General features: G+C 61.3%; 22 protein-coding genes. 10 read left to right on the top strand and 12 right to left on the bottom strand.

Annotated features, from left to right (window positions below; genetic code table 11):
* Positions 1–23 precede the first annotated feature (23 nt).
* The gene (locus H4V99_RS08695) at positions 24–848 is read right to left on the bottom strand and encodes a cytochrome c (protein ID WP_280680042.1); all 825 of its coding nucleotides are present in this window, start codon (positions 846–848) and stop codon (positions 24–26) included.
* 30 nt (positions 849–878) lie between these two features.
* The gene (locus H4V99_RS08690) at positions 879–1,508 is read right to left on the bottom strand and encodes a heme-copper oxidase subunit III (protein WP_280677364.1); all 630 of its coding nucleotides are present in this window, start codon (positions 1,506–1,508) and stop codon (positions 879–881) included.
* 144 nt (positions 1,509–1,652) lie between these two features.
* Between H4V99_RS08690 and trpD the strand changes: the two genes are divergently transcribed.
* The 6 genes from trpD (at position 1,653) to H4V99_RS08660 (ending at position 7,354) form a co-directional block, all read left to right on the top strand.
* Entirely contained in the window at positions 1,653–2,705 is a 1,053-nt protein-coding gene (gene trpD, locus H4V99_RS08685; RefSeq protein ID WP_280677362.1) for an anthranilate phosphoribosyltransferase, read from the top strand.
* An 81-nt stretch (positions 2,706–2,786) separates the two neighbouring features.
* Positions 2,787–3,788 carry a dihydroxyacetone kinase subunit DhaK gene (gene dhaK, locus H4V99_RS08680; protein WP_280677360.1) on the top strand — a complete coding sequence of 334 codons (1,002 nt, stop codon included), beginning with the start codon at positions 2,787–2,789 and terminating at the stop codon, positions 3,786–3,788.
* A 9-nt stretch (positions 3,789–3,797) separates the two neighbouring features.
* Complete coding sequence (dhaL, locus tag H4V99_RS08675; RefSeq protein ID WP_280677358.1) at positions 3,798–4,433, top strand: dihydroxyacetone kinase subunit DhaL; 636 nt, start codon at positions 3,798–3,800, stop codon at positions 4,431–4,433.
* Entirely contained in the window at positions 4,433–5,158 is a 726-nt protein-coding gene (gene dhaM, locus H4V99_RS08670) for a dihydroxyacetone kinase phosphoryl donor subunit DhaM (protein ID WP_280677356.1), read from the top strand. The genes dhaL and dhaM overlap by 1 nt, the downstream gene beginning before the upstream one ends.
* A gap of 56 nt (positions 5,159–5,214) precedes the next feature.
* Positions 5,215–5,457, top strand: a complete 243-nt coding sequence (locus H4V99_RS08665; RefSeq protein ID WP_280677354.1) for a hypothetical protein — start codon at positions 5,215–5,217, stop codon at positions 5,455–5,457.
* A gap of 100 nt (positions 5,458–5,557) precedes the next feature.
* Positions 5,558–7,354, top strand: coding sequence for a diguanylate cyclase (locus H4V99_RS08660; RefSeq protein ID WP_280677352.1), 1,797 nt, complete (start codon positions 5,558–5,560; stop codon positions 7,352–7,354).
* 116 nt (positions 7,355–7,470) lie between these two features.
* Here the strand turns inward: H4V99_RS08660 and H4V99_RS08655 are convergent, their stop codons facing one another.
* Together H4V99_RS08655 and H4V99_RS08650 are read right to left on the bottom strand one after the other, a co-directional pair.
* Positions 7,471–9,570: a S9 family peptidase gene (locus tag H4V99_RS08655; protein WP_280677349.1), complete on the bottom strand. Its 2,100-nt coding sequence runs from the start codon at positions 9,568–9,570 to the stop codon at positions 7,471–7,473.
* A gap of 2 nt (positions 9,571–9,572) precedes the next feature.
* Positions 9,573–10,352 carry an SDR family oxidoreductase gene (locus H4V99_RS08650; protein WP_280677347.1) on the bottom strand — a complete coding sequence of 260 codons (780 nt, stop codon included), beginning with the start codon at positions 10,350–10,352 and terminating at the stop codon, positions 9,573–9,575.
* Between the two features lie 130 nt (positions 10,353–10,482).
* Here H4V99_RS08650 and H4V99_RS08645 point away from each other — a divergent pair, with 130 nt between their 5' ends.
* The 4 genes from H4V99_RS08645 (at position 10,483) to H4V99_RS08630 (ending at position 13,154) form a co-directional block, all read left to right on the top strand.
* Positions 10,483–10,956, top strand: coding sequence for an NfeD family protein (locus H4V99_RS08645; RefSeq protein WP_280677345.1), 474 nt, complete (start codon positions 10,483–10,485; stop codon positions 10,954–10,956).
* Positions 10,953–11,897 carry an SPFH domain-containing protein gene (locus H4V99_RS08640; protein ID WP_280677343.1) on the top strand — a complete coding sequence of 315 codons (945 nt, stop codon included), beginning with the start codon at positions 10,953–10,955 and terminating at the stop codon, positions 11,895–11,897. The genes H4V99_RS08645 and H4V99_RS08640 overlap by 4 nt, the downstream gene beginning before the upstream one ends.
* Positions 11,898–11,900: 3 nt before the next feature.
* Positions 11,901–12,665, top strand: a complete 765-nt coding sequence (locus tag H4V99_RS08635) for a glycerophosphodiester phosphodiesterase family protein (protein ID WP_280677341.1) — start codon at positions 11,901–11,903, stop codon at positions 12,663–12,665.
* A 123-nt stretch (positions 12,666–12,788) separates the two neighbouring features.
* On the top strand, positions 12,789–13,154 hold the full coding sequence (locus H4V99_RS08630) for an RNA polymerase-binding protein RbpA (RefSeq protein ID WP_280677338.1): 366 nt from the start codon (positions 12,789–12,791) through the stop codon (positions 13,152–13,154).
* Positions 13,155–13,216: 62 nt separating this feature from the next.
* On the opposite strand, the gene lnt is transcribed toward H4V99_RS08630, so the two are convergent.
* The 8 genes from lnt to H4V99_RS08590 are packed head-to-tail and all read right to left on the bottom strand — an operon-like array spanning position 13,217 to position 21,698.
* Positions 13,217–14,776, bottom strand: a complete 1,560-nt coding sequence (lnt, locus tag H4V99_RS08625; RefSeq protein WP_280677336.1) for an apolipoprotein N-acyltransferase — start codon at positions 14,774–14,776, stop codon at positions 13,217–13,219.
* On the bottom strand, positions 14,777–17,254 hold the full coding sequence (locus tag H4V99_RS08620) for a DEAD/DEAH box helicase (RefSeq protein ID WP_280677334.1): 2,478 nt from the start codon (positions 17,252–17,254) through the stop codon (positions 14,777–14,779). It abuts the gene before it with no gap.
* 6 nt (positions 17,255–17,260) lie between these two features.
* Entirely contained in the window at positions 17,261–18,013 is a 753-nt protein-coding gene (gene tatC, locus H4V99_RS08615; RefSeq protein WP_280677332.1) for a twin-arginine translocase subunit TatC, read from the bottom strand.
* A 46-nt stretch (positions 18,014–18,059) separates the two neighbouring features.
* Positions 18,060–18,269, bottom strand: coding sequence for a Sec-independent protein translocase subunit TatA (gene tatA, locus H4V99_RS08610; RefSeq protein ID WP_280677330.1), 210 nt, complete (start codon positions 18,267–18,269; stop codon positions 18,060–18,062).
* Between the two features lie 18 nt (positions 18,270–18,287).
* The gene (locus H4V99_RS08605) at positions 18,288–18,617 is read right to left on the bottom strand and encodes a hypothetical protein (RefSeq protein ID WP_280677328.1); all 330 of its coding nucleotides are present in this window, start codon (positions 18,615–18,617) and stop codon (positions 18,288–18,290) included.
* 1 nt (position 18,618) lies between these two features.
* Complete coding sequence (locus tag H4V99_RS08600) at positions 18,619–19,602, bottom strand: WYL domain-containing protein (RefSeq protein WP_280677326.1); 984 nt, start codon at positions 19,600–19,602, stop codon at positions 18,619–18,621.
* Positions 19,599–20,681: a WYL domain-containing protein gene (locus H4V99_RS08595; RefSeq protein ID WP_280677324.1), complete on the bottom strand. Its 1,083-nt coding sequence runs from the start codon at positions 20,679–20,681 to the stop codon at positions 19,599–19,601. The genes H4V99_RS08600 and H4V99_RS08595 overlap by 4 nt, the downstream gene beginning before the upstream one ends.
* A gap of 48 nt (positions 20,682–20,729) precedes the next feature.
* On the bottom strand, positions 20,730–21,698 hold the full coding sequence (locus tag H4V99_RS08590) for an FKBP-type peptidyl-prolyl cis-trans isomerase (protein ID WP_280677322.1): 969 nt from the start codon (positions 21,696–21,698) through the stop codon (positions 20,730–20,732).
* Between the last annotated feature and the right edge of the window lie 43 nt (positions 21,699–21,741).

The following is a 21,741-nucleotide window of genomic DNA, read 5'->3' as shown; positions in this document are numbered from 1 at the left end:
GCTGTGTCGCATGAGGTAATCGATCAATTCGACTTTGCAGTGATCCACACGGTGAGGGCTACGAGTGCTCCCAGACCGAAGATCCAGATGAAGAGACCTTCTGCAACGGGCCCCAAGGATCCGAGAGCGAATCCACCCGGTGACGGGTTGTTCTCGATGTACTTGAGGTACGTGATGATGTCGCGCTTGCCTTCAGCCGACACGTTCATGTCGTTGAAGACGGGCATGCTCTGCGGGCCGGTAATCATGGCTTCGTAGATGTGCTCTCCGGAGACATTCTTGATTGCCGGAGCATATTTGCCCTCGGTGAGCGCTCCACCGGCACCTGCCACGTTGTGGCACATTGCACAGTTGATCCGGAAAAGTTCGGCGCCGTTAGCCGCGTCACCCTGACCATCGATCACTTCGCCTGTGGGAATGGCGGGTCCGGGTGACAGGGAAGCAACATAGGCAGCCATGGCAGCGGTCTGCGCTTCGGTGAACTGAACCGGCTTCTTCGCAGCCTGAGGCCCGTGTGCCTGGAGGGGCATACGTCCGGTGCCGACTTGGAAGTCCACAGAGGCGGCACCGACACCTAGTAGGCTCGGCGCCTCTTCGGAACCTTCGAGCGCAAGACCGTGGCAGGTAGCGCAGTTAGCAGCGAAGAGTTTCTCGCCCTCACTGATCGTCTGCTGCGACGCTACGTCGATAGAAGCGGTTGCGGTTGAGGTACTGAGGGCCGCGTAACCGGCACCAGTGAAGAGCAAGCCGATGGCGATGAGTGCGACGCTGGCCAGAGGATGCCGACGGCCGGTCTTACGTGCTTTGCCAACCTTGCGGGGCGTTGCGACTGGGTGGGTGTTGTTCATGGTCATGCTGAAGGTGTCCGCTCCTGCTTCTTATTTAAGAACGTAGACGACCAGGAAAAGCCCGATCCAGACGACGTCGACGAAGTGCCAGTAGTAAGAAACCACGATGGCGCTGGTGGCTTCCTTGTGACCGAAGTTCTTGACTGCAAAACCGCGACCAATGATGAGGAGGAACGCGATCAAGCCTGCCGTCACGTGGATTCCGTGGAACCCCGTGGTTATGTAGAAGGCCGAGCCGTACGCGTTGGATCCGAGTGATATTCCCTCGGAAACGAGTGTGGCGTATTCGAATACCTGTCCGGTTACGAAGATCGCACCCAGGGCGTAGGTGAGGAAGAACCACTCAACCATGCCCCACTCGCTGGGCTTCCAGCCCGTTGAGCGAGCCTGCAAGCGCTCGGCAGCAAAAACGCCGGCTTGGCAGGTCACGGATGACGACACCAGGATGAGCGTATTGATCAACGCAAAGGTGAAGTTGTGCTTATCGGCCTCAAAGAGCCACAGCTCAGGTGAGGTCGATCGAAGGGTGAAATAGATGGCGAAGAGTCCCGCAAAGAACATCACCTCGCTACCCAGCCACACAATGGTGCCCACAGCCACGCTGTTAGGCCGGTTCACAACGGGTGCTATCGCCGTCTGAGTAATTGAGGTGCTGGTCACCCTTCTATTATGGCCGATTTCCGCCCGGGTTTTTCTCATTCGGTCTGGTGTGGCGCACCAGTTGTGGGGTTAGGGTCCCCTTCAAAAGGAGCCGGGATGCCGACGGAGACAGGGAAGTGGGGCTATTTCAGTAGAATTGGCCACATGCTTGATTCCCAGACTTGGCCAAATATTCTTACCGCTCTTCTTGATGGTGAAGACCTGAGCGTGGCGGATGCGGCGTGGTGCATGGAGCAGGTGATGTTGGGGGCGGCGACACCGGCGCAATTGGGCGCTTTTTTGGTGGCGTTGCGAGCAAAAGGGGAGACCGTCAACGAGATCGTCGGGTTCCGCGATGCAATTCTCGAACACGCGGTCCCGCTGAACGTCGATTCCATGGGCCTCGACATCGTGGGTACCGGTGGTGACCGGTTCGGAACGGTGAACATTTCGACGATGGCGTCGATCGTGTGTGCGGCGGCCGGCGTACCGGTGGTGAAACACGGGAACCGAGCCGCAAGTTCAGCTTCGGGTTCATCGGACGTACTTTCGGCGCTCGGCATAGACCTGGCACTTCCGGCTGATCGTGTGGCCGAGGTTCTCCGGGAATCTGGAATCACGTTCGCGTACGCTGCAGCCTTCCACCCGGGATTCGGTCACGCCGCGTCCACCCGTGCGGAACTGGGTATTCCAACCGTCTTCAACTATCTGGGCCCGCTGTGCAATCCAGCGCGACCGGAGGCATCCGCTGTAGGGGTGGCGAATCTTGATCGAGTTCCACTCTTTGTCGGTGTCTTTCAGACGCGAGGAGCGACCGCACTCGTCTTTCGCGGCGATGACGGTCTTGACGAGCTCACCACCACGGGTCACAGCCACGTCTGGGAGGTGAGCCGAGGGCTCGTTACCGAACACGACATCGATCCACGGGAATTGGGCATCGCGCGTGCCCAGATGAGGGATCTTGTGGGTGGAGACGCTCAGCACAATGCCGCCGTCGTACACGCGGTCCTCTCCGGGGAGCCGGGCCCCATTCGGGACATTGTGCTGCTGAACGCGGCGGCTGGCCTTGTGGCCTTCGACCTGGCCAATGATCCTTCTCAGGTGCAGGTTGCGATTCTTGACCGCTTCCGTGCGAAGCTGCGCGTGGCCGCAGACGCCATTGACTCGGGCGCAGGGACGTCCAAACTCGCAGAGTGGGTTAGCGCGACACGCAGGTGAAGCTGCCGGGTTTCGCGTATGTTTGGCGTGTCAGAGCCGACACCTTCGGGAAACCGGAGTCCATGGAGTGAATGGATAACCATGAAGAAACTCATCAATGATCCAAGCAATGTCGTCGCCGAAGCGGTGGCGGGCTTCGCAGCTGCTCACGCAGACGTGGTGCGCGTATCGACGGACCCGCTGTTCATTGCGCGTGCAGACGCCCCAGTTCGGGGCAAGGTCGGCATTGTCAGCGGTGGCGGAAGTGGGCATGAGCCCCTGCACGGTGGGTTTGTGGGTTTCGGAATGCTGGATGCGGCTGTGCCCGGTCCCGTGTTCACGTCGCCGACACCTGACCCGATTCTCGCGGCGACCAAGGCGGTCAACGGTGGGGCTGGTGTTCTGCACATCGTCAAGAACTACACCGGGGACGTGCTGAACTTCGAGACGGCCGCCGACCTCGCGCTTCTGGAAGATATCGAAGTTCGGGCTGTCATCACCAACGATGACGTGGCCGTCAAGGATTCGCTGTATACAGCCGGACGACGCGGGGTTGCCGGCACCGTATTGGTGGAGAAGATTGCCGGTGCCGCGGCGGAGCGAATGGACGATCTCGAGACCGTCGCTGGTATCGCCGAAAAGGTGAATTCTTCGGTCCGCTCCATGGGCGTTGCCCTCACCGCGTGTGTGGTGCCACACGCGGGAGTGCCGAGTTTTGTACTCGCCGACGATGAGGTTGAGATTGGCATCGGCATTCACGGCGAACCGGGCCGGGCACGTATTCCGCTGGAGCCCGCCGATGCCATCGTCGATCGCCTGCTCGAGCCGATCCTCGAAGATCTCCCGTTCACGAGCGGTGACAATGTGCTGCTTTTTGTGAATGGCATGGGCGGCACCCCGCAGATTGAGCTTTACATCCTGTTCCGGCGCGCGGCCGAGGTGCTCGCTGAGCGTGGAATCACGGTGACGAGGTCGCTCGTGGGGAACTACACGACGAGCCTGGACATGCAGGGAGCGTCGATCTCTGTCCTCAAACTGGACGAGGAGTTGACTGACCTCTGGGACGCACCTGTTCAGACATCCGCTTTGCGCTGGGGAAGGTAACGCAGACACATGAATTTGACGACAACGTGGATGATTGGGTGGATGCGGCTGTCTGCGGAGGTTATTGCTGAGAATCGCAGTGACCTCAACACTCTGGATCGTGAAATTGGTGACGGCGATCACGGTGAAAACATGGACCGTGGCTTTCAGGCTATTGCTGAGCGGCTTGCTGTCGTGGAGGCGGAGAGTGTGCCTGCGGACGTTCTCAAACTGGTGGCCAGCACCCTCATTTCCACGGTGGGTGGTGCGTCCGGTCCGCTCTACGGCACGGCGTTTCTGAAAGCAGCTGTCGCCGCTGCCGGGTTATCCGACGTGGATTCTGCCGGAACCGTGGCATTTCTGACGGCCGCTCGGGATGGCATCGTGCTGCGCGGCAAGGCGGTCGTGGGGGACAAGACCATGATCGACGCATGGACCCCGGCCGTGGAGGCCGCCGCTGCGTGCGCTGCTGACGGTGGTACGCCACAGGAGATCCTGAGAGCTGCCGCCGATGCGGCAGACCAGGGCGCCGTCGACACCGAACCATTGGTGGCCCGGAAGGGGCGCGCGAGCTATCTCGGAGAGCGCGCGCGGGGACACCGTGATCCGGGTGCTGAGTCCACCCGGCTCCTGCTGCGGGCCGCGGTCAACACGGTGACTATCTGATGGGTGACGATACCGGGCGAGTGGGCCTCGTCTTTGTGTCCCACAGTTCGCTCATCGCCGAGGGGCTGACTGCGTTGGCACGGCAGATGGCTCCCCACGCCATTCTTGTTCCGGCGGGCGGTACCGATGATGACGGAATCGGCACAAGTTTTCTCAAGGTATCCGAAGGGATGCTCACCGCGGCGGGGGAGGGCAGCGCGGTCGTGCTGTGCGACCTGGGTTCCGCCATCCTCACGGCTGAGACCGCGCTGGACTTTCTGGATGAGGACCTTCGTGCTCGCATTCGGATTGTGGATGCTCCGCTCGTGGAGGGCGGCGTGGCTGCCGCCGTCGCGGCAGAGATCGGGGGAGACCTGACCACGGTGGCCGCTGCCGCGCTATCGGCCAGGGATCCGCAACGGGCGGACCCGCAACGGCCGGAGCCGACCAGCGCTGAGCGGGTCCCAGCGTCGGACCAGGAGGCATCCGTTTTTCGAGCGGTCACGCTGGTGAACCGGGACGGGTTACACGCGCGTCCCGCTGCCGAATTTGTGACCCTCGCTGCAACCTTCGAGGCGACAGTCCTCGTCAACGGCATGGACGCCACGAGCTTGCTCGGCATCATGTCGCTCGGGTTGTCGCGGGGGATGACGGCGGAGATCTCGGCTCTCGGCACTGACGCGACAGATGCGGTGGCTGCCCTTGCTGCTCTCTTGGAGTCCGGCTTCGGCGAGGACAACACCTGACACTCGTTCTCTAGCACACTCTGTTTATTTTATCGAATTGAGCGTACTCTGATCGCATGAATCCAGACGTCAATGCAAAGTCGAGCGAGGGGGAGCTTCGGGCTCTTGCCCAACAGCTGGGCGCTCAAGCATGTCCGGTGTGCGGCAGTGCCATGCGCGAGCACTTTATAGACCATTCAACGAAGAACACCATCCTCAACTGCCCCGTTCCGCATCCGGGAGCATGGGATCGCGATGCCTTTGAACCGGTCAACGAACTGGGAATGGTGATCCACACCAAGCCTCCGCTTCAGCACTGATCGGGCTCGCCCCCGGGCCAGTTCTGTCGATCGGGCCTGTTCTATCGATCTATGCTGGAATCATCTGCTGCACGTCCTGTGAAGCGGGAGCGGGGGATTAGTGCCAAAGGTCGGACGAGTTATTGCGGGTGCGGTGGGCCTGACTGCTTTGCTTGTGCTATTCGGCTGGTATGCAGGCATTTCCGTTCTCACCGAGTTCTTTCCCGGTTACGGTTCCATCAAGCCAACGGCTGCAGCGGCGGTCGTTCTGATCTCTCTCAGCACACTGCTGATGCACGGTACGTCAACGCGGCGCACCAGGCTGATGTTTGCGTTCGGGGGAGCGGCGGCCCTCGCCGGTGCACTCACTCTGGTGGAATACATCTTCGGTCCCTCGCTCGGGATCGATACGCTGATGCCCGGAATTGATCTGCGTGGCGACACGGCGAGGATGGCCCCAACGACGGCAGCCTCCCTCCTGGTGCTCGGAGGAGCTGTCTTGTCCCGAGCGGGGCGCCGGCCGGGCCTCACCCTGGGGTGCGCGCTCATCTCGCTCGGACTGAGTCTGATGGCGCTCCTCGGTTATTTGTACAACGTGTCATCGCTGTACACCATCGGTGGCGCAACCAGCATGGCTTTGCCCACAGCGCTCAGTCTGACAGTCCTGTCCGGAGCCGTCCTCCTGCAGTACCCGTCCCATGGTCTCCTGGGTGTGGCACGCGAGAGCGGGAGTGGCGGGCAACTGCTGCGACTTGTTCTGCCCACCGTGCTGTTCGGACCAGCGCTGCTGGGTTTTCTCCTGCTCGCTGCCCAGCAGTCTGGGTGGTTCGATACCCGATTTGCCATCGCATCCTTGGTTTTGATGATGACTCTGCTGGGCTGCATCGTGGGATGGCTGGCGTCACGACGCCTCCGGGTCCTGGACCATCTTCACACTGAAGCCACTGCGGCGTTATTTCACGCCAACCGGGTCTTGGAGGAAACGGTCACTGCTCGTACGCGGGAGCTGTCGGCCACTGCGGCCTCGTTGCAGTCACTGATACAGCTCGCACCGGTGGGAATTCTGCAGTTCGACGCTGAGGGGCGAGCCACGGCCACGAACGAACGGTGGGTTGCGCTGTCGAGTGTCACCGACGAGCGCACTCGAGCCGTGGACTGCTGGACGTCTCTGCTGGGTCCAGACGATGTCGAACGCGTTCATGCCGCGTGGGGCGATTACCTCACCAGCACGGCACCTTTTGAGGACACGGTTCGATTTCGTCTGCCGAACGGGCAGGAGAACTGGGTGCAGATCACGGCGGCGCCGATTGTGCTGAACGATGCCTTTGTCGGACATCTCGGCAGTGTGACCGACGTGACCGCCCTGCGTGCTGCTGAGGCACGGGTGAAACACCTCGCATTCCATGATCCCCTCACCGATCTTCCCAACCGGTTACGACTTCTCGAAAGCTTGAATGCCGAGATGAGGCAGGCGAGGAAGTCCGGCACTCGCATTGGGGTGCTTTTTCTGGATTTGGACGGTTTCAAAGCGGTCAACGACACGCTGGGCCATCAGGCCGGAGATGCCGTCCTGATCGAAGTAGCTGCCCGAATCCGTCGGGGAACTCGAACCACCGACACCATTTCTCGGATCGGTGGCGACGAATTTGTGGTTGTTTTTCCCGATATCCGAGCCACGCAAGACCTCGTTACACGAGCGGATGCCCTTCAGGAACTGATTACCCGTCCGATTTCACTCGGGGCCATGACTGTCACGGTTGGGGTCAGTATTGGAATGGCGTGGGGTGCGGGCGAGGAAGACCCCGAGAAGCTTCTGCACCGGGCCGACCAGGACATGTATCTGGCCAAGGCGCGGGGACGGGCCGCCTCCGAGATCCTCGGCGACGATGCACGGCGCACGATCACCTCAGCCGTCTAACCATTTTTGTGCCAACGAGAGCTGCGTATTGACATAATGTGCATTATCGGTCACTGCAGGTGAGGTTAAAGAGGGGCCACGAACGGCGGGTTTACGCGGTGCTTTACGCGGGTGCTTTACGATGCGTCACATCGGGGCTGGCCGGCGGTGTCGCTGCCGAGGTTCTGTGCCGAGGGCAGGAAGCACGCCCACCACTCAAGAATGATCTCAAAGCGCTGCAGCCGGTGTCGAGGGCTCCCGCCACGGCTCAATTCGTGGTTCTCACCCGGGAATATGACGAGTTCACTGTGGACTCCACCACGCTTGAGCGCAGAATAATACCGTTCGCCCTGTGACAGCGGGCACCGAAGGTCATCGGCCGAGTGCATGACCAGCGTGGGAGTGGACACGTTCCCGACGACGGCCTGCGGACTCTGCCGTTGCATGTCTTCCACGTTTGTTCCGGTGTATTCCTCGCTGAAGAAGTCACCAATATCGGACGTACCGATGAATCGTTCGGGGTCGAGATAACCTCGCTCCACAATTGACGCGACGAAACGATGGTCGTGAGCAATGATCCAGGCCGTGAGATATCCGCCATAGGATCCGCCCATAATACCCACTCGGGCAGAATCAAGCCGAGGCCGCGCGGCCAGTGCGCCATCCAGAAAATCCAGCACATCATCCTGGTCGACTGTGCCCAGCGCGCCGCGGATCGACTGGCCATGAGCCTGACCGTAACCAGCCGACCCGCGTGGGTTACACATCACGACGGCATAACCCGCATCGACGTACACCTGGGCTTCGTCGAGGAGCGCCACGGTGTACTGGGCAAACGGCCCGCCGTGGATGTTCAACAGCACCGGGTGGGGCCCGTCTCCCGGCGGGGTCAGCACCCAGCCGTGCACCGGGTAGCCGTCCCGGCCCTGAACCGTGAGCTCGGCCACCGGCGCCACACCAAGCTGCCTGACCGGTGCCGAAAAGTCCGTGAGAGTCGTGCTGCCGGACCCGACGAGCCGGAGGTCGCCCGCAGTCGATCCGTCCTGAAAGGCATACACAATGGTCGACCCCACACTGTCGTGCGCCGTGACAACCATCGCACCCGACGAGACCGGGTCAAGAACACCCTCGGAGTCGATGCGCACGAGATGAACCTCACCCCGGCTGCAATTCTGGGCCAGCACCTGACCGTCCGCAGTCACGCTGAGTCCCCCGGATGCGTCCAGATCGATTACGTTGGGGTCGGTAACCCGGTGCGGGCTTCGCTCCCCGCTCGCCTCGAGCACGTACAACGCTGTGTTGGCTCCGACGAAATCGCGCCCGCTGATTCCCACGTTCGTGGCGAGAAGAAAAAGTTGTCCGTCCTCTGCCATCGTGATGGTCGAGATGCTCAGATTCTCATTTTCCGAGACAACAACCCGAAAGGATAGGGCATCCTCTGCCGCGGACAGGTCGACCGGCACCGCAAATTCCACAACCTCCGACCGGAGGTCCCGGTCCCGGTCGAGATGACGCGCCGACACGCTCAGCAGACGCGATCCATCGGCGGAAAAGATCAGACCCGCATGGTCGTAGTCCCCCGCACTTACCTGGCGGGCTTGCGGGAATCCGAGGGGTGCACTGTTGCTGGAGTCAACGGGCTGTGCGACTGCGCCCGTGGCGTCGACCGCGTCCCGAACCGATGGGACGGCAGACGGCACCGGCTCGGCCCACACGTCGGGCACGGCCACCATGAACACGTGTGAGCGACGGTCCGACGTGAACCCCACACCGTTTGACCGATACCGCTGCGTGGTGATCCGACGCGCCGGTTCCGAGCCGGCCTCGAGGCCCGACACTGTTCCGTACCGTCCCGGCTCCGGTACCCGCGTCACACACGCAATACTGGCCGAGTCGGGGCGCCAGCGAAAATCACTGACACCGAGCGTCACGCGCGTGACCTTGACCGGCTCTCCCCCAGCAGCATCAACCACGAACAACTGTGCGGGCGCACCCGGTCCGGAGCGAAGAAACGCGAGAACCGTGCCATCAGGCGAAAACTGCGGCGACGAGTCCCGATGTCCACGCGTCAGACGTTGCGGCGTGGTGCCGTCGCCAAACGGAACCGTCCAAAGTTGGCCGACGTAGTCATCCGCTGCAAAATCGGCTCGAACAACGGAGACAACGGCTCGCGAGGTGTCCGGATGAATGGTCGGTCGTGACACGGACTGCAGCAGCGGCAGATCGGCTGACTTCATTGTTATGCCTGGCGGAACTCGGTGATGTCGCCGACGTAACGGGTGTGATTTTCGGGCAGGGTGCCTTCCGGCACAGGCTCAACGGCGGCCTGCACGATCTCGGCGGCGAATTCGCTCACGTTGTAGAGGCGACCGGCGGCCTCCTTACGGAGTCCCAGCGCGCCAGGATTGGAACGCTCCAGCAGAGTGGCGGTGATGGTCCCCTCGATCATGTCACCAGACACCACGACGAAACCGATCCCGGCCTTCTCCAGCTGCGGAGCCATGGCGCGGAGGGCGTCCTCACCGGCGCGTTTGCTGCGCGCAACCGGCTCATACTCCGGCATCGTGGCCGTGGTCTGCACAAAGTGAGCCTGATGGCTGGTCACGAACACAACGCGCGACCCCTCCCCCAGCACGGGCAGCGCCGTCGTAAGCAGGTTCACCTGGGCATCGCGGTTGAGTACCATCGCGTAGTCGGCTGCCATTCCGCTTTCCATTCCGCCGGAGGCATTCATGACGAGAATGTCGAGTCCACCGAATTCCGCTCGAATCGTTTCGAACATGGCGGTGACGGACGCCGAATCGGTCAGGTCGGCGCCCACGGTAATGGCCGTCCCGCCCGCAGCGCGGATCGAGTCTGCAAGCTTCTTGGCCCGAGCCTCCTTATTGCGAAAATTGATGACAACGGATGCTCCCGCTGCCGCGAAGTACGACACGGTATCGGCGCCGATTCCTCGGGACGATCCCGTCACAAGAACGCGCTTGCCGATAAGTGATCCTGCTGCAAGTGGGGTGGTCACGCGTGCTCCTTTAGAAGATAACGAGTCGAAGTGCGAACGGATCGCAAGCTCTGAGACTACCAAGAGACCCGATAAAACCGGCTTCCACCTGCTAGTTTTGAAGGAAGAACCTGTTGAAAAGGGGGACGTCATGGATGCTTTTATAGCCGAATATGCATGGATCGTCTGGCTCGTGCTCATTTTGCTGTTCCTCAGCATCGAGATGATGACACTGGAACTCACCTTCCTCATGATCGCCATCGGAAGCGTTGGCGGCCTCCTCTCGGGCCTCCTCGGAGTGCCGTGGTGGCTGCAACTCGTGATCGCGGCACTTCTTGCGCTCACCCTGCTGGTGGCCATCAAACCGCCTCTGCTGCGTGCCCTGAAGCGCGGCGGAGATCCGGCCAAATCCAATGTGGACGCGCTGTTGGGGCTGGGCGGTGACGTCGTCAAGACTCTGGAGTCGACGGGCGGACTCGTGCGGCTCTCCAACGGAGAGACGTGGACGGCCCGCCTCTCCCCCGATGCCCACCCTGACCACCTCGTTCCGGGTGAGCGTGTCGTTGTCACTGCAATAGACGGGGCAACCGCTGTGGTTACGCCCGCCGAACGGAAGGCGTCATGAACGATTTTGGAACAATTTTGACTCAAATCATCGTGGTCATCGTGGTTGTCGCGCTGATCACCGCGGTCATTGTGACCCTCGCCAAATCCATTCGCATTATTCCCCAGGCGAATGCGGGGGTCGTGGAACGGCTTGGGCGGTACCACAAAACGTTGTTACCGGGCCTGAACATCCTGATTCCCTTCATCGATCGTCTGCGTCCCCTCATCGACATGAGAGAACAGGTGGTGTCGTTCCCACCTCAGCCCGTAATCACCGAAGACAACCTGGTTGTCTCCATCGACACCGTCGTGTACTTTCAGGTGACGGATGCCCGTGCAGCCACGTACGAGATCAACAACTATTTGGGGGCAGTTGAGCAGCTGACCACCACCACGCTACGTAACGTCGTCGGTGGCCTCAACCTTGAAGAGGCCCTCACCAGCCGCGATAACATCAACGGCCAGCTGAGAATTGTGCTGGATGAGGCCACGGGCAAGTGGGGAATCCGAGTGGGACGCGTCGAGTTGAAGGCCATTGACCCGCCCATATCCATTCAGGACTCCATGGAGAAGCAGATGCGTGCCGAGCGAGACCGCCGTGCCCTCATCCTCACCGCGGAGGGAACAAAGCAATCGGCCATTCTCACCGCCGAGGGAGCCAGGCAGGCCTCGATTCTCGAGGCCGAAGGATTCGCCAAAGCTGCCGTGCTCCGCGCACAGGGCGAGGCGGAAGCAATCACAACCGTCTTCAAGGCAATTCACGACGGGGATCCCGATCCGAAGCTGCTGGCCTATCAATACCTGCTTACGCTGCCTAAGCTCGCCCAGGGCAGTGCGAACAAGCTCTGGATTGTTCCGAGTGAACTCACCGAAGCCATGAAGGGCATCGGCAACGCTTTTGGCCCGAAGGGTGGTGCGCCGGAGTCCCCCGGGCGCGTTCCCCCCGCGCCTCCGGCGTAGCGGGTGTCCGCAGGTGCCCCGTCCCGCTTTCTCGCGCAGCCGGGAACACGCATTCTCGCCCACCGCGGCTTGGCGCGGGAGGCCCCGGAGAATACACTCCTCGCATTCCTGTCTGCCCTGGCGTCTGGGGCGACCCATCTCGAAACGGATGTCCACGCCAGCAGTGATGCTGTGGCCGTCATTAGTCATGACCCTGACCTGGCACGTCTCGGTCTGAAAACCCGCATCGATCAGTCAACCGTGGCGGAGCTGAAACGCTGTGGCCTCGGCAACGGGCAGTTCATGCCCTCCCTGTCTGAGGCTCTCGACGCCTTTCCGGATGCCCTCTTCAACATTGATATCAAGGCCGACGACGCGGTGGTCCCCACGGTCACGGCGATTTTGGAGGCACGGGCCATACCTCGGGTGCTGATCACGTCTTTTTCTGAGGAGCGGCGCCATCGCGCGTGCGATCTCTTGCCCGGCGTTGCCACATCCGCCTCCTCGCTGCGTGTTGTGAAAGCGGTTCTCGCCGCGACGCTGGCTCCCACGGTCATGGTTCGTCGGTCTCTGCGTGGCCTTGCGGCCGTCCAGGTGCCGGAGACTGCTGGCCCACTGCGGATTGTCACCCCGCGGTTCGTTCGCCGAATGCATGATGTTGGTGTCGAGGTACACGTGTGGACCGTGAATGATGTGTCCACCATGCGCCGTCTACTCGACATCGGAGTCGATGGACTCGTCACGGATCGCACCGATATCGCCGTTGCGCTGGTGGCAGAGCGCGGTTAACAGGTCTAACCTGAGAGTTGCCCCCTAAAATGGGGGAACTGGAAAGGTAACGCCCAGCTTGATGGTTTACAACTGGGAATGCATCGCGAGAACTGTGATTGCATCGCGAGAGGAGACCACACGATGGCTGACCGCAGTTTACGTGGCATGAGATTAGGCGCACAAAGCCTGCAGAGCGAAGAGGGCGTCACTTTTTCCGCACGAGTAACGCACACCTACCGGTGTGCAACGTGCAGCAAAGAGACCGTCATGATTTTTTCGGCCGACGCCGAAGCCCCCGACGAATGGGAGTGCAAGTACTGCTCCCGAGTCGCCACCCGACTTGTGGACTCGACACCGGTGATCGTTGATCACTCCGGTGAAAAGATCGCCCGTAGTCACTGGGATATGTTGCTGGAACGCCGGACGCGCGCCGAACTCGAGGAACTCCTTCAGGAGCGCCTCACAGTTCTGCGCGAACGTCGCGGCCAGCAGAAGATTGGTGCCTAACCGCACCACTGTGACGCACTAACGAGCGGTCCCGAGCCTCACGGCTGCGGGACCGTTTCTTGTTAACGCTCGGGTGACGACAACCTCTGTCGACTGAGCCGGGTTCCGAGTGCGCAGAGAAGAAACCCCGCTAGTCCCAGCCCCGAGACAAACCATTCAATCTGGCGTCCGCCGGCCATTGCCGGGGTGATGGTGGAGCTGAGTGGCACCGTCTGCACCATGGCACCCGGCTCCCAGGTAGGCAGACGATCGATGGTTTGACCGTCAGGCCCGATGATGGCACTCGTGCCCACCGTGGAGATGTTCACGACCGTACGGCCAGACTCAAGAGCACGCAGCCGAGCAATGGCCAGCTGCTGAACACTCTCGTCGGTGTACCCGAAGTCCGCGTTGTTTGTCTGGCCGAGAATAATCTCGGCGTGATCATCAATCATGTTGTGAATGAGCTGATCATCGGCGATATCAAAGCAGATCGCGATGCCCGCTATGACGCCGTCGATGTCAAAAATATTGTCGCGCGTGCCGATGCCATAGTCGCGGCCGATGAGATCAATGAGATCAGGTGCAAACGGACGCCAAAATGCCCGGTCGGGCATGTACTCCGCAAATGGGACCGGATGTACCTTGTCGTAGATATCGACTGCGCCCTGGTCCGCCTTCCAGAGCAAAGAACTGTTGAAGTAGGTTCCGTCCTGAAGGGTGATCGTTCCAGCAAGGACCGGTGCGCTCATTTCCCGGCTGATGTAATCGAGCACCCGGGCAGCCTGCGGGTAGCGCAAGGGGTCGATATCACTGGCGTTTTCTGGCCACACCACAAAATCAACGTCCTCGCCAATGATGGGAAGGGTGGCCGAGACATGGTCATTGAGAATCTGCCCGGGCTCATACTGGGCGTTCAGCCCTGCATCCGAGGCGCCCTGGATGGCGGCAAGGCGGGTTGTGCCACTCTCCAGTACCGGAAATGCAGGAACGAGGAGGAGGAGCAGAATGGTGGCGACGGCAATGGCGGCGTGTTGAACGTGGTCGAGCTGCACGCTGCGGAGAAGCTGAATCGTGAGGGCGCTCAGGAAAACAATCAGAAAGCTAAGGCCGGACATTCCCACCCAGGCCACCAACGAGGCAAAGGGCCCCTCGGACTGACTCAATGCCACTCGACCCCACGCGAAACCGCCGTAGGGCCACACTGCGGAGATAGCTTCTCGTGCCGTCCACAGCCCGGCCACAACCACCGGCACGACCAGAAGCCGGCCGAGCCGGCTTGGCCATAGTCGCGGTCCCATCCGCAGCACCACAGCTGTCAGGGACAGTCCCACCGCGAAGAAGATGCTTTGAAGCCCGCCGAGCGCGATCCACGGGACCGGACCCAGGTACAGGGTGATCCAGTAGATGTGGGTGAGCCAGAACGAGAGACCCGCAACCAGACCGATGATGAGCCCGGTCCAGGGCCCCCGGCCAAGAAGCGACACAAACATAAGGGCGACACCCACGGGGGCGAGAACCCACATGTCACGATCCGGATATCCGGCGTCCAGCACCACTCCGGCAAGGCCTGCGAGCACAAGGGCCGCCCAGAACGGAAGCGTGAGGGCACGCTCACTCCCCTGTTGGTTCAGTGACGGCATCTAGGAAACCGAAGAATACGCAACAATGCCGCGCCGAACGTCTTGCATCGCCTGACGGGCCGCACGGCCCACCGGCCCATCCGCCACGACGGAGAGCTGATCGAGGAGGTCGATCGTTTGCTTGGTCCAGCGCACAAAGTCTCCCGCGGCCATCTCCGCCTCGAGGAGAACATCACCCAGTGATCCGCCCCGCGCCCAGTTCCACATCGGAAGGCTCAAGCCCACCGAGAGTGGCTTACTGCCAGGAAGCTTGTGTTCGCGTTCAAGGTCGTCAATACGACTCCACAGATCCTGCGTCTCCTCGAGCGCGGGTCGGAACGCCCCCCGCGGCAAATAACGTGCATCGAGCATCCCCTCGTCGCGTCGCGGTTCGAAAACGAGCGCGCACGCCATCGCGGCCAGGCCCGCGGGATCAAGATCGTTCCACAGCCCTCTGCGCAGCGCCTCGGCCACGAGCAGGTCGCGTTCGGCATAGATGCGACGGAGAATACGACCGCTGTCGCTCAGCTCAACGCGTCCGTTAAGATTCTTCGTGAGGTATCCGTAGCCGAGAAGAACGTCACTGACGCGGTCAAAGACCCGAGCAATGGCACCGGTACGCGCGCTAATCTGCTCACTCAGTGCCTCCGTCTGACGCGACAGCTTCCACCACCGCTCGGCCCAGCGAGCATGTTGCTCCCGCTCGGGGCAGTGATGGCAGGCATGAGCGCGCATGGCATTGCGAAGGTTGGCGATTTCGCGTTGCCGCTTGTCCCGCTCGCCACGCAGAGATTTATCGCTTTTCGAGACGGCACGCTCACACTCGGTAAGTTGCCGCCTGATCGTCGTGTACGCAGCGAAGTCACCGAGGTGGCAGGTCATCGCCTCGGCGAACCCCGACAGAGACTCCTCCTGCGCTCGCACCGTTCGGGCTAGATCGACGACGGAACGATCCGCCTGAAACTGAGCAAAGGAGGACTCGAGCACGGCTCGGGTGCGTTCCCGGCCAAACTGATCGATGAGGTTCACGGCCATGTTGTACGTGGGCTTGAAGCTGGAGTTGAGAGGGTACGTGCGCCGGGAAGCAAGGGCTGCCACGGCGTGCGGGTCAAGTCCCTGCTGCCACTGAATAACGGAGTGGCCGAGGGTGTCGATCCCGCGGCGACCCGCACGTCCGGTGAGCTGGGTGTACTCCCCGGGGGTGATGGGAACGCGTGCCTCGCCATTGAATTTCTCGAGCTTGTCGAGCACGACCGTGCGCGCGGGCATATTTATGCCGAGTGCCAGTGTTTCCGTCGCGAAGACCGCCTTGACGAGCTTCTTCTGAAAGAGCTCTTCGACCACCTCTTTGAAGGCGGGCAGCATGCCGGCGTGGTGCGCGGCGACGCCCCGTTCCAATCCGTCCAACCACTCAAAGTAGCCCAGCACGCCGAGGTCTTCATCCAGGAGCGTCCGGCAGCGCTCGTCCACGATCTCGCGGATCTCATCGCGCTCGTGTTCATTGGTCAGGCGCACACCGGCGCGCAACACTTGGCGAACGGCCTGGTCGCAGCCCACGCGACTGAATATGAAGAAGATCGCCGGAAGCAGATGCTTGCCCTCGAGCATGCGCACGATCTCCGCGCGGTCCATGCGCGTGGTTTCCGAGCGCTGCGGAACGAAGTCAGGCCTGTTCTGGTGGCGTCCGCGGTAATCCGTGCGGCGGTCTTCCCCGCTGCGTGTGCCCCGCCCGCCGCGCCCACTGCTGCCCCGAGACCCCGCCTGCGACAACCGCACAAGTTCCGGATTGACCCGGTGCGTCCCCACGAGCCCTGCGGCATCAAAAAGATCCAGCATGTTGTTCTTGACGAGCACATGCTGTTCCAGGGGAACAGGCCGCTCCTCGGAGACAATGACATCGGTTTCACCACGAACAGCCTGCAACCAATCACCAAACTCCTCAGCGTTCGACACCGTCGCGCTCAGGGAGACCATCCGCACGTGCTGTGGAAGATGGATGATCACTTCTTCCCAGACCGCTCCGCGGAATCGATCTGCGAGATAGTGCACCTCATCCATGACGACGAAGGCAAGATTCGTGAGCAGGTCAGAGTCCGCGTAGAGCATGTTGCGGAGAACCTCTGTGGTCATCACCACGATGCGCGCCTTGGCATTAATGTTGGTGTCGCCGGTAAGAAGCCCTACCTCGTCTGCGCCGTATTCGGCCACAAACTCTTGAAACTTCTGGTTACTCAGTGCCTTCATCGGGGCCGTGTAAAAGACCTTCTTCGACGGATGCTGCATTGCCAGAAAAATAGCGAACTCGGCCACGATCGTCTTGCCCGCACCGGTTGGCGCTGCCACAAGCACACTGTTTCCGGACTCGATCGAGGCACAGGCCTCAAGTTGAAAGGGATCAAGCTCAAAGCGGCGTGCGGCACGAAAGGCTTGCAGAATCGGCTGGGTCACGCGTTTGCGTGCTGCGGCATAGCGTTCAGCCGGGGATTGGAGAGAAGTCACGTGATCCTAAAGCGCCAGTTCGATATCGACGGCGCGAGCCCGCTTAGCGGCTCGTCGGTCGTGCAGGAAAGCGATGCCGTAGGCGGCGAAGTACAGCACCACCATGGGGATCGCCAGAAGGAACATTGACACGACATCAGCGGCGGGGGTAGCGATCGCCGTGAAAAGGGTGATCACGAGAATTGCAATACGCCAGGATTTGATGATCGATTCTGCGCTGACCACGCCCGCAAAGTTGAGGAGAACAATGAAGACGGGGAGCACGAAGGCGATGCCAATCGCGACGACAAGTTTGAGAACAAAGTCAAAGTAATTCTGGGCATTGATGAACGCAGAATCTTCGGCTGGCGCGAAGCTCGTCATGAGCTCTACAACGTTCGGAAGTACGAACCAACCTGCAGCGCAACCGGCCAAAAAGAGCGGAATGGCGGTAAAGAAAAACCCAAACGTATAGGCCTTTTCTGTGCGGGTAAGCCCCGGCACAAGAAACGCGAAGATTTGATACAACCACACCGGGCTCGAGACGATGAGGCCCACATAGAAGGAGATCTTCAGCTTGAGATCGAATGCCGACGTGATGTCGGGGTAATTAATCTGAGCATCGCGGTGCTGGGCGTAGATGATCGCGTAAATGGGCTCACGGAGCTGGTCCCAGACGAAGTCCGACAACATCCAGCCCGCCGCAGCACCGAGAAGAATGCCGAGCCCAGCCAGAAACAGCCGCTTGCGCAGCTCGATCAGATGCTGACCGAGCGACATCTTGCCTTCCGTCGAAGTGCGCCGACGGTTTCGAACCGCCATCTGCTTAGGGCTTGGTCGAGGGATCGACCGGGCCGTCAGACTTCGGGCTGTCGGCGGGTGCGTCGTCGGCCTTGTCGCTCTTAATCTCGGTCTTGAAGATCTTCATGGATTGGCCGAGGCTTCGAGCGAGTCCGGGAAGCTTGGGTGCACCGAAAAGGAGGAGCACGATGAACAGGACGATGACCAGGTGCCATCCGTTGAGATTACCGAGCATGAGGTTTAGTCCTCTGAATCATTGAGCATGTTGAATCAGTTTACCGTGGACGATCCGTCGATCGCGACGGACCTGAGCGCGGTGCTTTCGCACAACAGCCGCCCGCTCCACGGTCAGCCGCAGTTCTTCCGCATCACGAAAGACTGCCGGATGGAACTGCTGTGCCCCAGCATACGCATCGCTGGTTTCGGGTACAGGATGCAGAGCTGCGAGTTGACTCCCAAGATGCTGAAGAGCGTCGGCTGTGCGCATCAGCTTGCGAAAGAGAGTGAACGCGATGCCCACCACGAGGCTCAGCGGAACAAGCAACGCACCGGCCCAGATGAGTCCCCAGGACCACCACGGCACGCTAGTCACCCTCATACTGGGTTGCGCCCGATGCGGCCCAGAGCGCAACAGCCGTGCGCGCGTCTACAGGTTCGATCACCGTGATGAGTCCCGGAAGCGAGGCAACCAGACGCGTGAGTGAGTTGTAGTGAGCGACCCGCACCGCCACGCGCACCAGAGACGCATCAGTGCGCGCACCGGCGAGACGTCTTTCCGGCCGATAGTCCATGATCAGATCCAGCGCAGCTTCGGGAATTTCAAGCACAACTGACAGGTCATCACTCGAGGGCTCAAACAAAACGTCGGGGAGTGGTGTGTCGGCCGAATGCGACGTTGTCGGTTTCGTTGTCACAGCCGCCTCACTCATTCGATCCAGCCGAAAGGTGCGCACCGCGCCCCTGAGATGGCACCAGCCTCGCAGATACCAGTCACGATCAACAGACTCGACGCGCAGGGGGTCAACGTGCCGAAGCACACGTTCCCCTCGGGCATTGAGATAGTCGAATCTGATCTGCACGCGCTCGCGCACGGCCTCTTGAATCAGTGACAGCGTTTGAGGAAATTTCCGGTTCGCCACAACAACTTGACTCGGTGCAGCGGATGCGCCGCGCGTGAGCTTGGCCATCAGCGTTGCGATCGCTTCACGATCGGCGTTTTCGGGCAGCGCGGACAGGTATTGCAGGCCGGCGATGAGCGCTGCCGCTTCCCGGGCGGAGAAGCGCGGGGAGTCGTCGATGGCCACACCGTGGGTGAGGACGATGCGGTCATTGTCTTCGAACTCATCCCACAGAATGTCAAAGAGATCGCCGTGCAGGTACTGATTGGTCTCCCCCGGAACTCCGGACACGGCGATGAGACGCACGGCTGTACGAACGCGCGCGGCGGACATTCCAAATCTCTCGGCAACCTCGGTAACCGTCACATTGTCATGGTCGATGAGGTAGGGAACAAGGGATAACAGAAAGGTCAGCTTGTCAGCGGCGACGGGCGGTGGGAGATCACTCATGCTGTACCCCCGTGCGCTCGGGCGACCCCCAACAGGCGGGTGCGCACTGCCGCTCGGAGGAGCGGCGGCGAGTGCACGAGCACCTCGGGACCATAGCCGGCTAGTTCGTCGGCGAAAATGTTGAGATCGCTGTAGTGCAGGGTGATCACGACGGCGTCAACGGACGGGCCACCCGATGTCTGCATCGGTGTGGAGCCCTCCAGCAGCGAGGTGTCGCGTTTGCTGAGCCGGATGGCCGCATCGCTGAAGGCCCGAACCGAGAGCGTTGCCGTCTGGGCGTTCCAGAGGGTGTCAAGCTCGGCCAGGGCGTCTTGCCCAGGATGTGCGCCCGACGCCGTGGGAACGGCGGTATCTGCGCTGCCCGGAACGGGAAGAACGGGCCCCACAATGCGTGACAGGAGAAATGTTCGCGGTGCGGCTGCCACCTGATCGGTGGCAAAGAGATGCCAACGACCATCGTGCAGCACAATGGCGCGTGGCGCCACTCGACGCGGCTGCGGGGTGGTGTCCCCCGGCTTCAGATAGAGGAAGGACACCACATGATTTCTATCCATCGCCTTACTCAGGGGTTCGAAGGATGATTCCCTCGCGCGCAGAGACGGTGCATAACCGAGAAGGGGGTCACCTGACTCAAGGCCCAGAGAGTTGAGTTTGGTGAGTGCCCGGCGAGACTCCGCAGACAGGGAACCCTCGCGCCAGACAGTGGCCGCAAGCCGCAGCAGCATGACCTCATTCGGGGAGAACGTCACGTCCGCGGGTAGGTTGTACAGGCCCTTGGGGATCCGATAGCGAAGGTTGTGGTTGCTGCCCGGATCATCGGCCGGCTCAACCATTTCCAGTGGAATTCCCAGCTCCCGGATGTCGTCCTTGTCGCGCTCGAACTGACGCTCCAGACTCGCATTGCTGGCGCTGGCAGAATACCGCTGGCGGTAACCCTGAACGGTCTCAAGGATCTCGGCCTTGGTCAGTCCGATCTCAGTTGCAATGAGAGCGAGTACAAAGCTGAAGAGGCGTTCCTCAACCGTGACAGGTCGGGGCGAGGACCGTGCGGTGGGGGGCTGGTGCGAAAGGGGCGACACTGTGCGATTCTATCGCGCGGTGCCGCCCCACTCTGAATGCTGCTGGACCTAGTTGATACCCAACACGTCAAAAACAAAGACGAGCGTTGACCCCGCAGGGATGCCCGACACTTCGCGGTCACCGTAACCCTGGTCGGACGGAATGACGGCGATGACCTGAGATCCAACGGTCTGCCCAATCATTGCTTCAGCGAAACCGGGGATGGTGCCGCCCTGTACCTGGGATCCGTCGGCAGCAAGCAGCGGTGCCGGCGTCCCGGTCGTCCAGGTGGAGTCGAAGACCTCCTTGGTCTCCCAGACCACTCCGGTGTACGCGACGGTGACGGTGTCGCCCTCTTCAACCTGTGGCCCCGTGCCCTTCTTCAACACGGCGACCTTCAGGTCGGTGGGCGCAGCACCCGAGGGAATGCTGATGCCGGGCGTGCCGTTCTCGGAGAGAACAACTCCGGGCAGCCCATTCACGCTCGGCTGGTCGGCACCATCTGCACGGGTCAGGTACGACCTGACGACGTCGATGACAAACACCAGGGTGTCCGTCGCTCCGATACCCAGGTCAGCGCTACCACCCTGGGGTCCGAAGGCGTCATCGGGAGCAACGGTCACGGCGAGACGCGAACCGACCTGAGCACACACGAGAGCCTGGGACAGACCCCGGATCGTCTGATCATTCACGATGAGGGTGGCCAGTGACGTGCCGTCATAGGCCGATTCCTGCACAACAGCTCCGGTCGTGCCGTTATACACGCTGAGGTCAACCTTGACTTGCTGGCCTTCAACGATGGGTGCACCGTCGCCAGGAACAACCACATTGAGTTCCGTGCTCGTCGTCTTGAGCGGAGTGGGGAAATCAACGATGGGCTTGGCCCCCACGTCTCCCGTCACGCTCACCAGCTTCGACGAGGCGCCGGCGTTGAACGGCGGCGTGCACTCCGTCGCGGTTGCACCCGGGGTGCTGCAGGCCGTCAAGGATGCCAGGAGTAGTCCGGCGGTAACAATCAGCGCGGATGCTTTGCGCACAAGTCCTCTTTCTCAATACGGTGTGCCGCGCGTGCGCGGCAGA

The sequence above is a fragment of the Cryobacterium sp. CG_9.6 genome (assembly GCF_029893365.1).
In the GTDB taxonomy this organism is placed as follows: Bacteria; Actinomycetota; Actinomycetes; order Actinomycetales; family Microbacteriaceae; genus Cryobacterium.
The sequence above is the reverse complement of the archived record's forward strand: the minus strand, read 5'-3'. Positions and strand labels throughout refer to the sequence as shown.

What these genes read in the sequence shown, in the direction of transcription:
- H4V99_RS08695 (WP_280680042.1), bottom strand. Translation starts at nt 848, where the DNA reads ATGAACAACACCCACCCAGTCGCAACGCCCCGCAAGGTTGGCAAAGCA.
- trpD (WP_280677362.1), top strand. Translation starts at nt 1,653, where the DNA reads ATGCTTGATTCCCAGACTTGGCCAAATATTCTTACCGCTCTTCTTGAT.
- dhaK (WP_280677360.1), top strand. Translation starts at nt 2,787, where the DNA reads ATGAAGAAACTCATCAATGATCCAAGCAATGTCGTCGCCGAAGCGGTG.
- dhaL (WP_280677358.1), top strand. Translation starts at nt 3,798, where the DNA reads ATGAATTTGACGACAACGTGGATGATTGGGTGGATGCGGCTGTCTGCG.
- dhaM (WP_280677356.1), top strand. Translation starts at nt 4,433, where the DNA reads ATGGGTGACGATACCGGGCGAGTGGGCCTCGTCTTTGTGTCCCACAGT.
- H4V99_RS08665 (WP_280677354.1), top strand. Translation starts at nt 5,215, where the DNA reads ATGAATCCAGACGTCAATGCAAAGTCGAGCGAGGGGGAGCTTCGGGCT.
- H4V99_RS08655 (WP_280677349.1), bottom strand. Translation starts at nt 9,570, where the DNA reads ATGAAGTCAGCCGATCTGCCGCTGCTGCAGTCCGTGTCACGACCGACC.
- H4V99_RS08645 (WP_280677345.1), top strand. Translation starts at nt 10,483, where the DNA reads ATGGATGCTTTTATAGCCGAATATGCATGGATCGTCTGGCTCGTGCTC.
- H4V99_RS08640 (WP_280677343.1), top strand. Translation starts at nt 10,953, where the DNA reads ATGAACGATTTTGGAACAATTTTGACTCAAATCATCGTGGTCATCGTG.
- H4V99_RS08630 (WP_280677338.1), top strand. Translation starts at nt 12,789, where the DNA reads ATGGCTGACCGCAGTTTACGTGGCATGAGATTAGGCGCACAAAGCCTG.
- lnt (WP_280677336.1), bottom strand. Translation starts at nt 14,776, where the DNA reads ATGCCGTCACTGAACCAACAGGGGAGTGAGCGTGCCCTCACGCTTCCG.
- tatC (WP_280677332.1), bottom strand. Translation starts at nt 18,013, where the DNA reads ATGTCGCTCGGTCAGCATCTGATCGAGCTGCGCAAGCGGCTGTTTCTG.
- tatA (WP_280677330.1), bottom strand. Translation starts at nt 18,269, where the DNA reads ATGCTCGGTAATCTCAACGGATGGCACCTGGTCATCGTCCTGTTCATC.
- H4V99_RS08600 (WP_280677326.1), bottom strand. Translation starts at nt 19,602, where the DNA reads ATGAGTGATCTCCCACCGCCCGTCGCCGCTGACAAGCTGACCTTTCTG.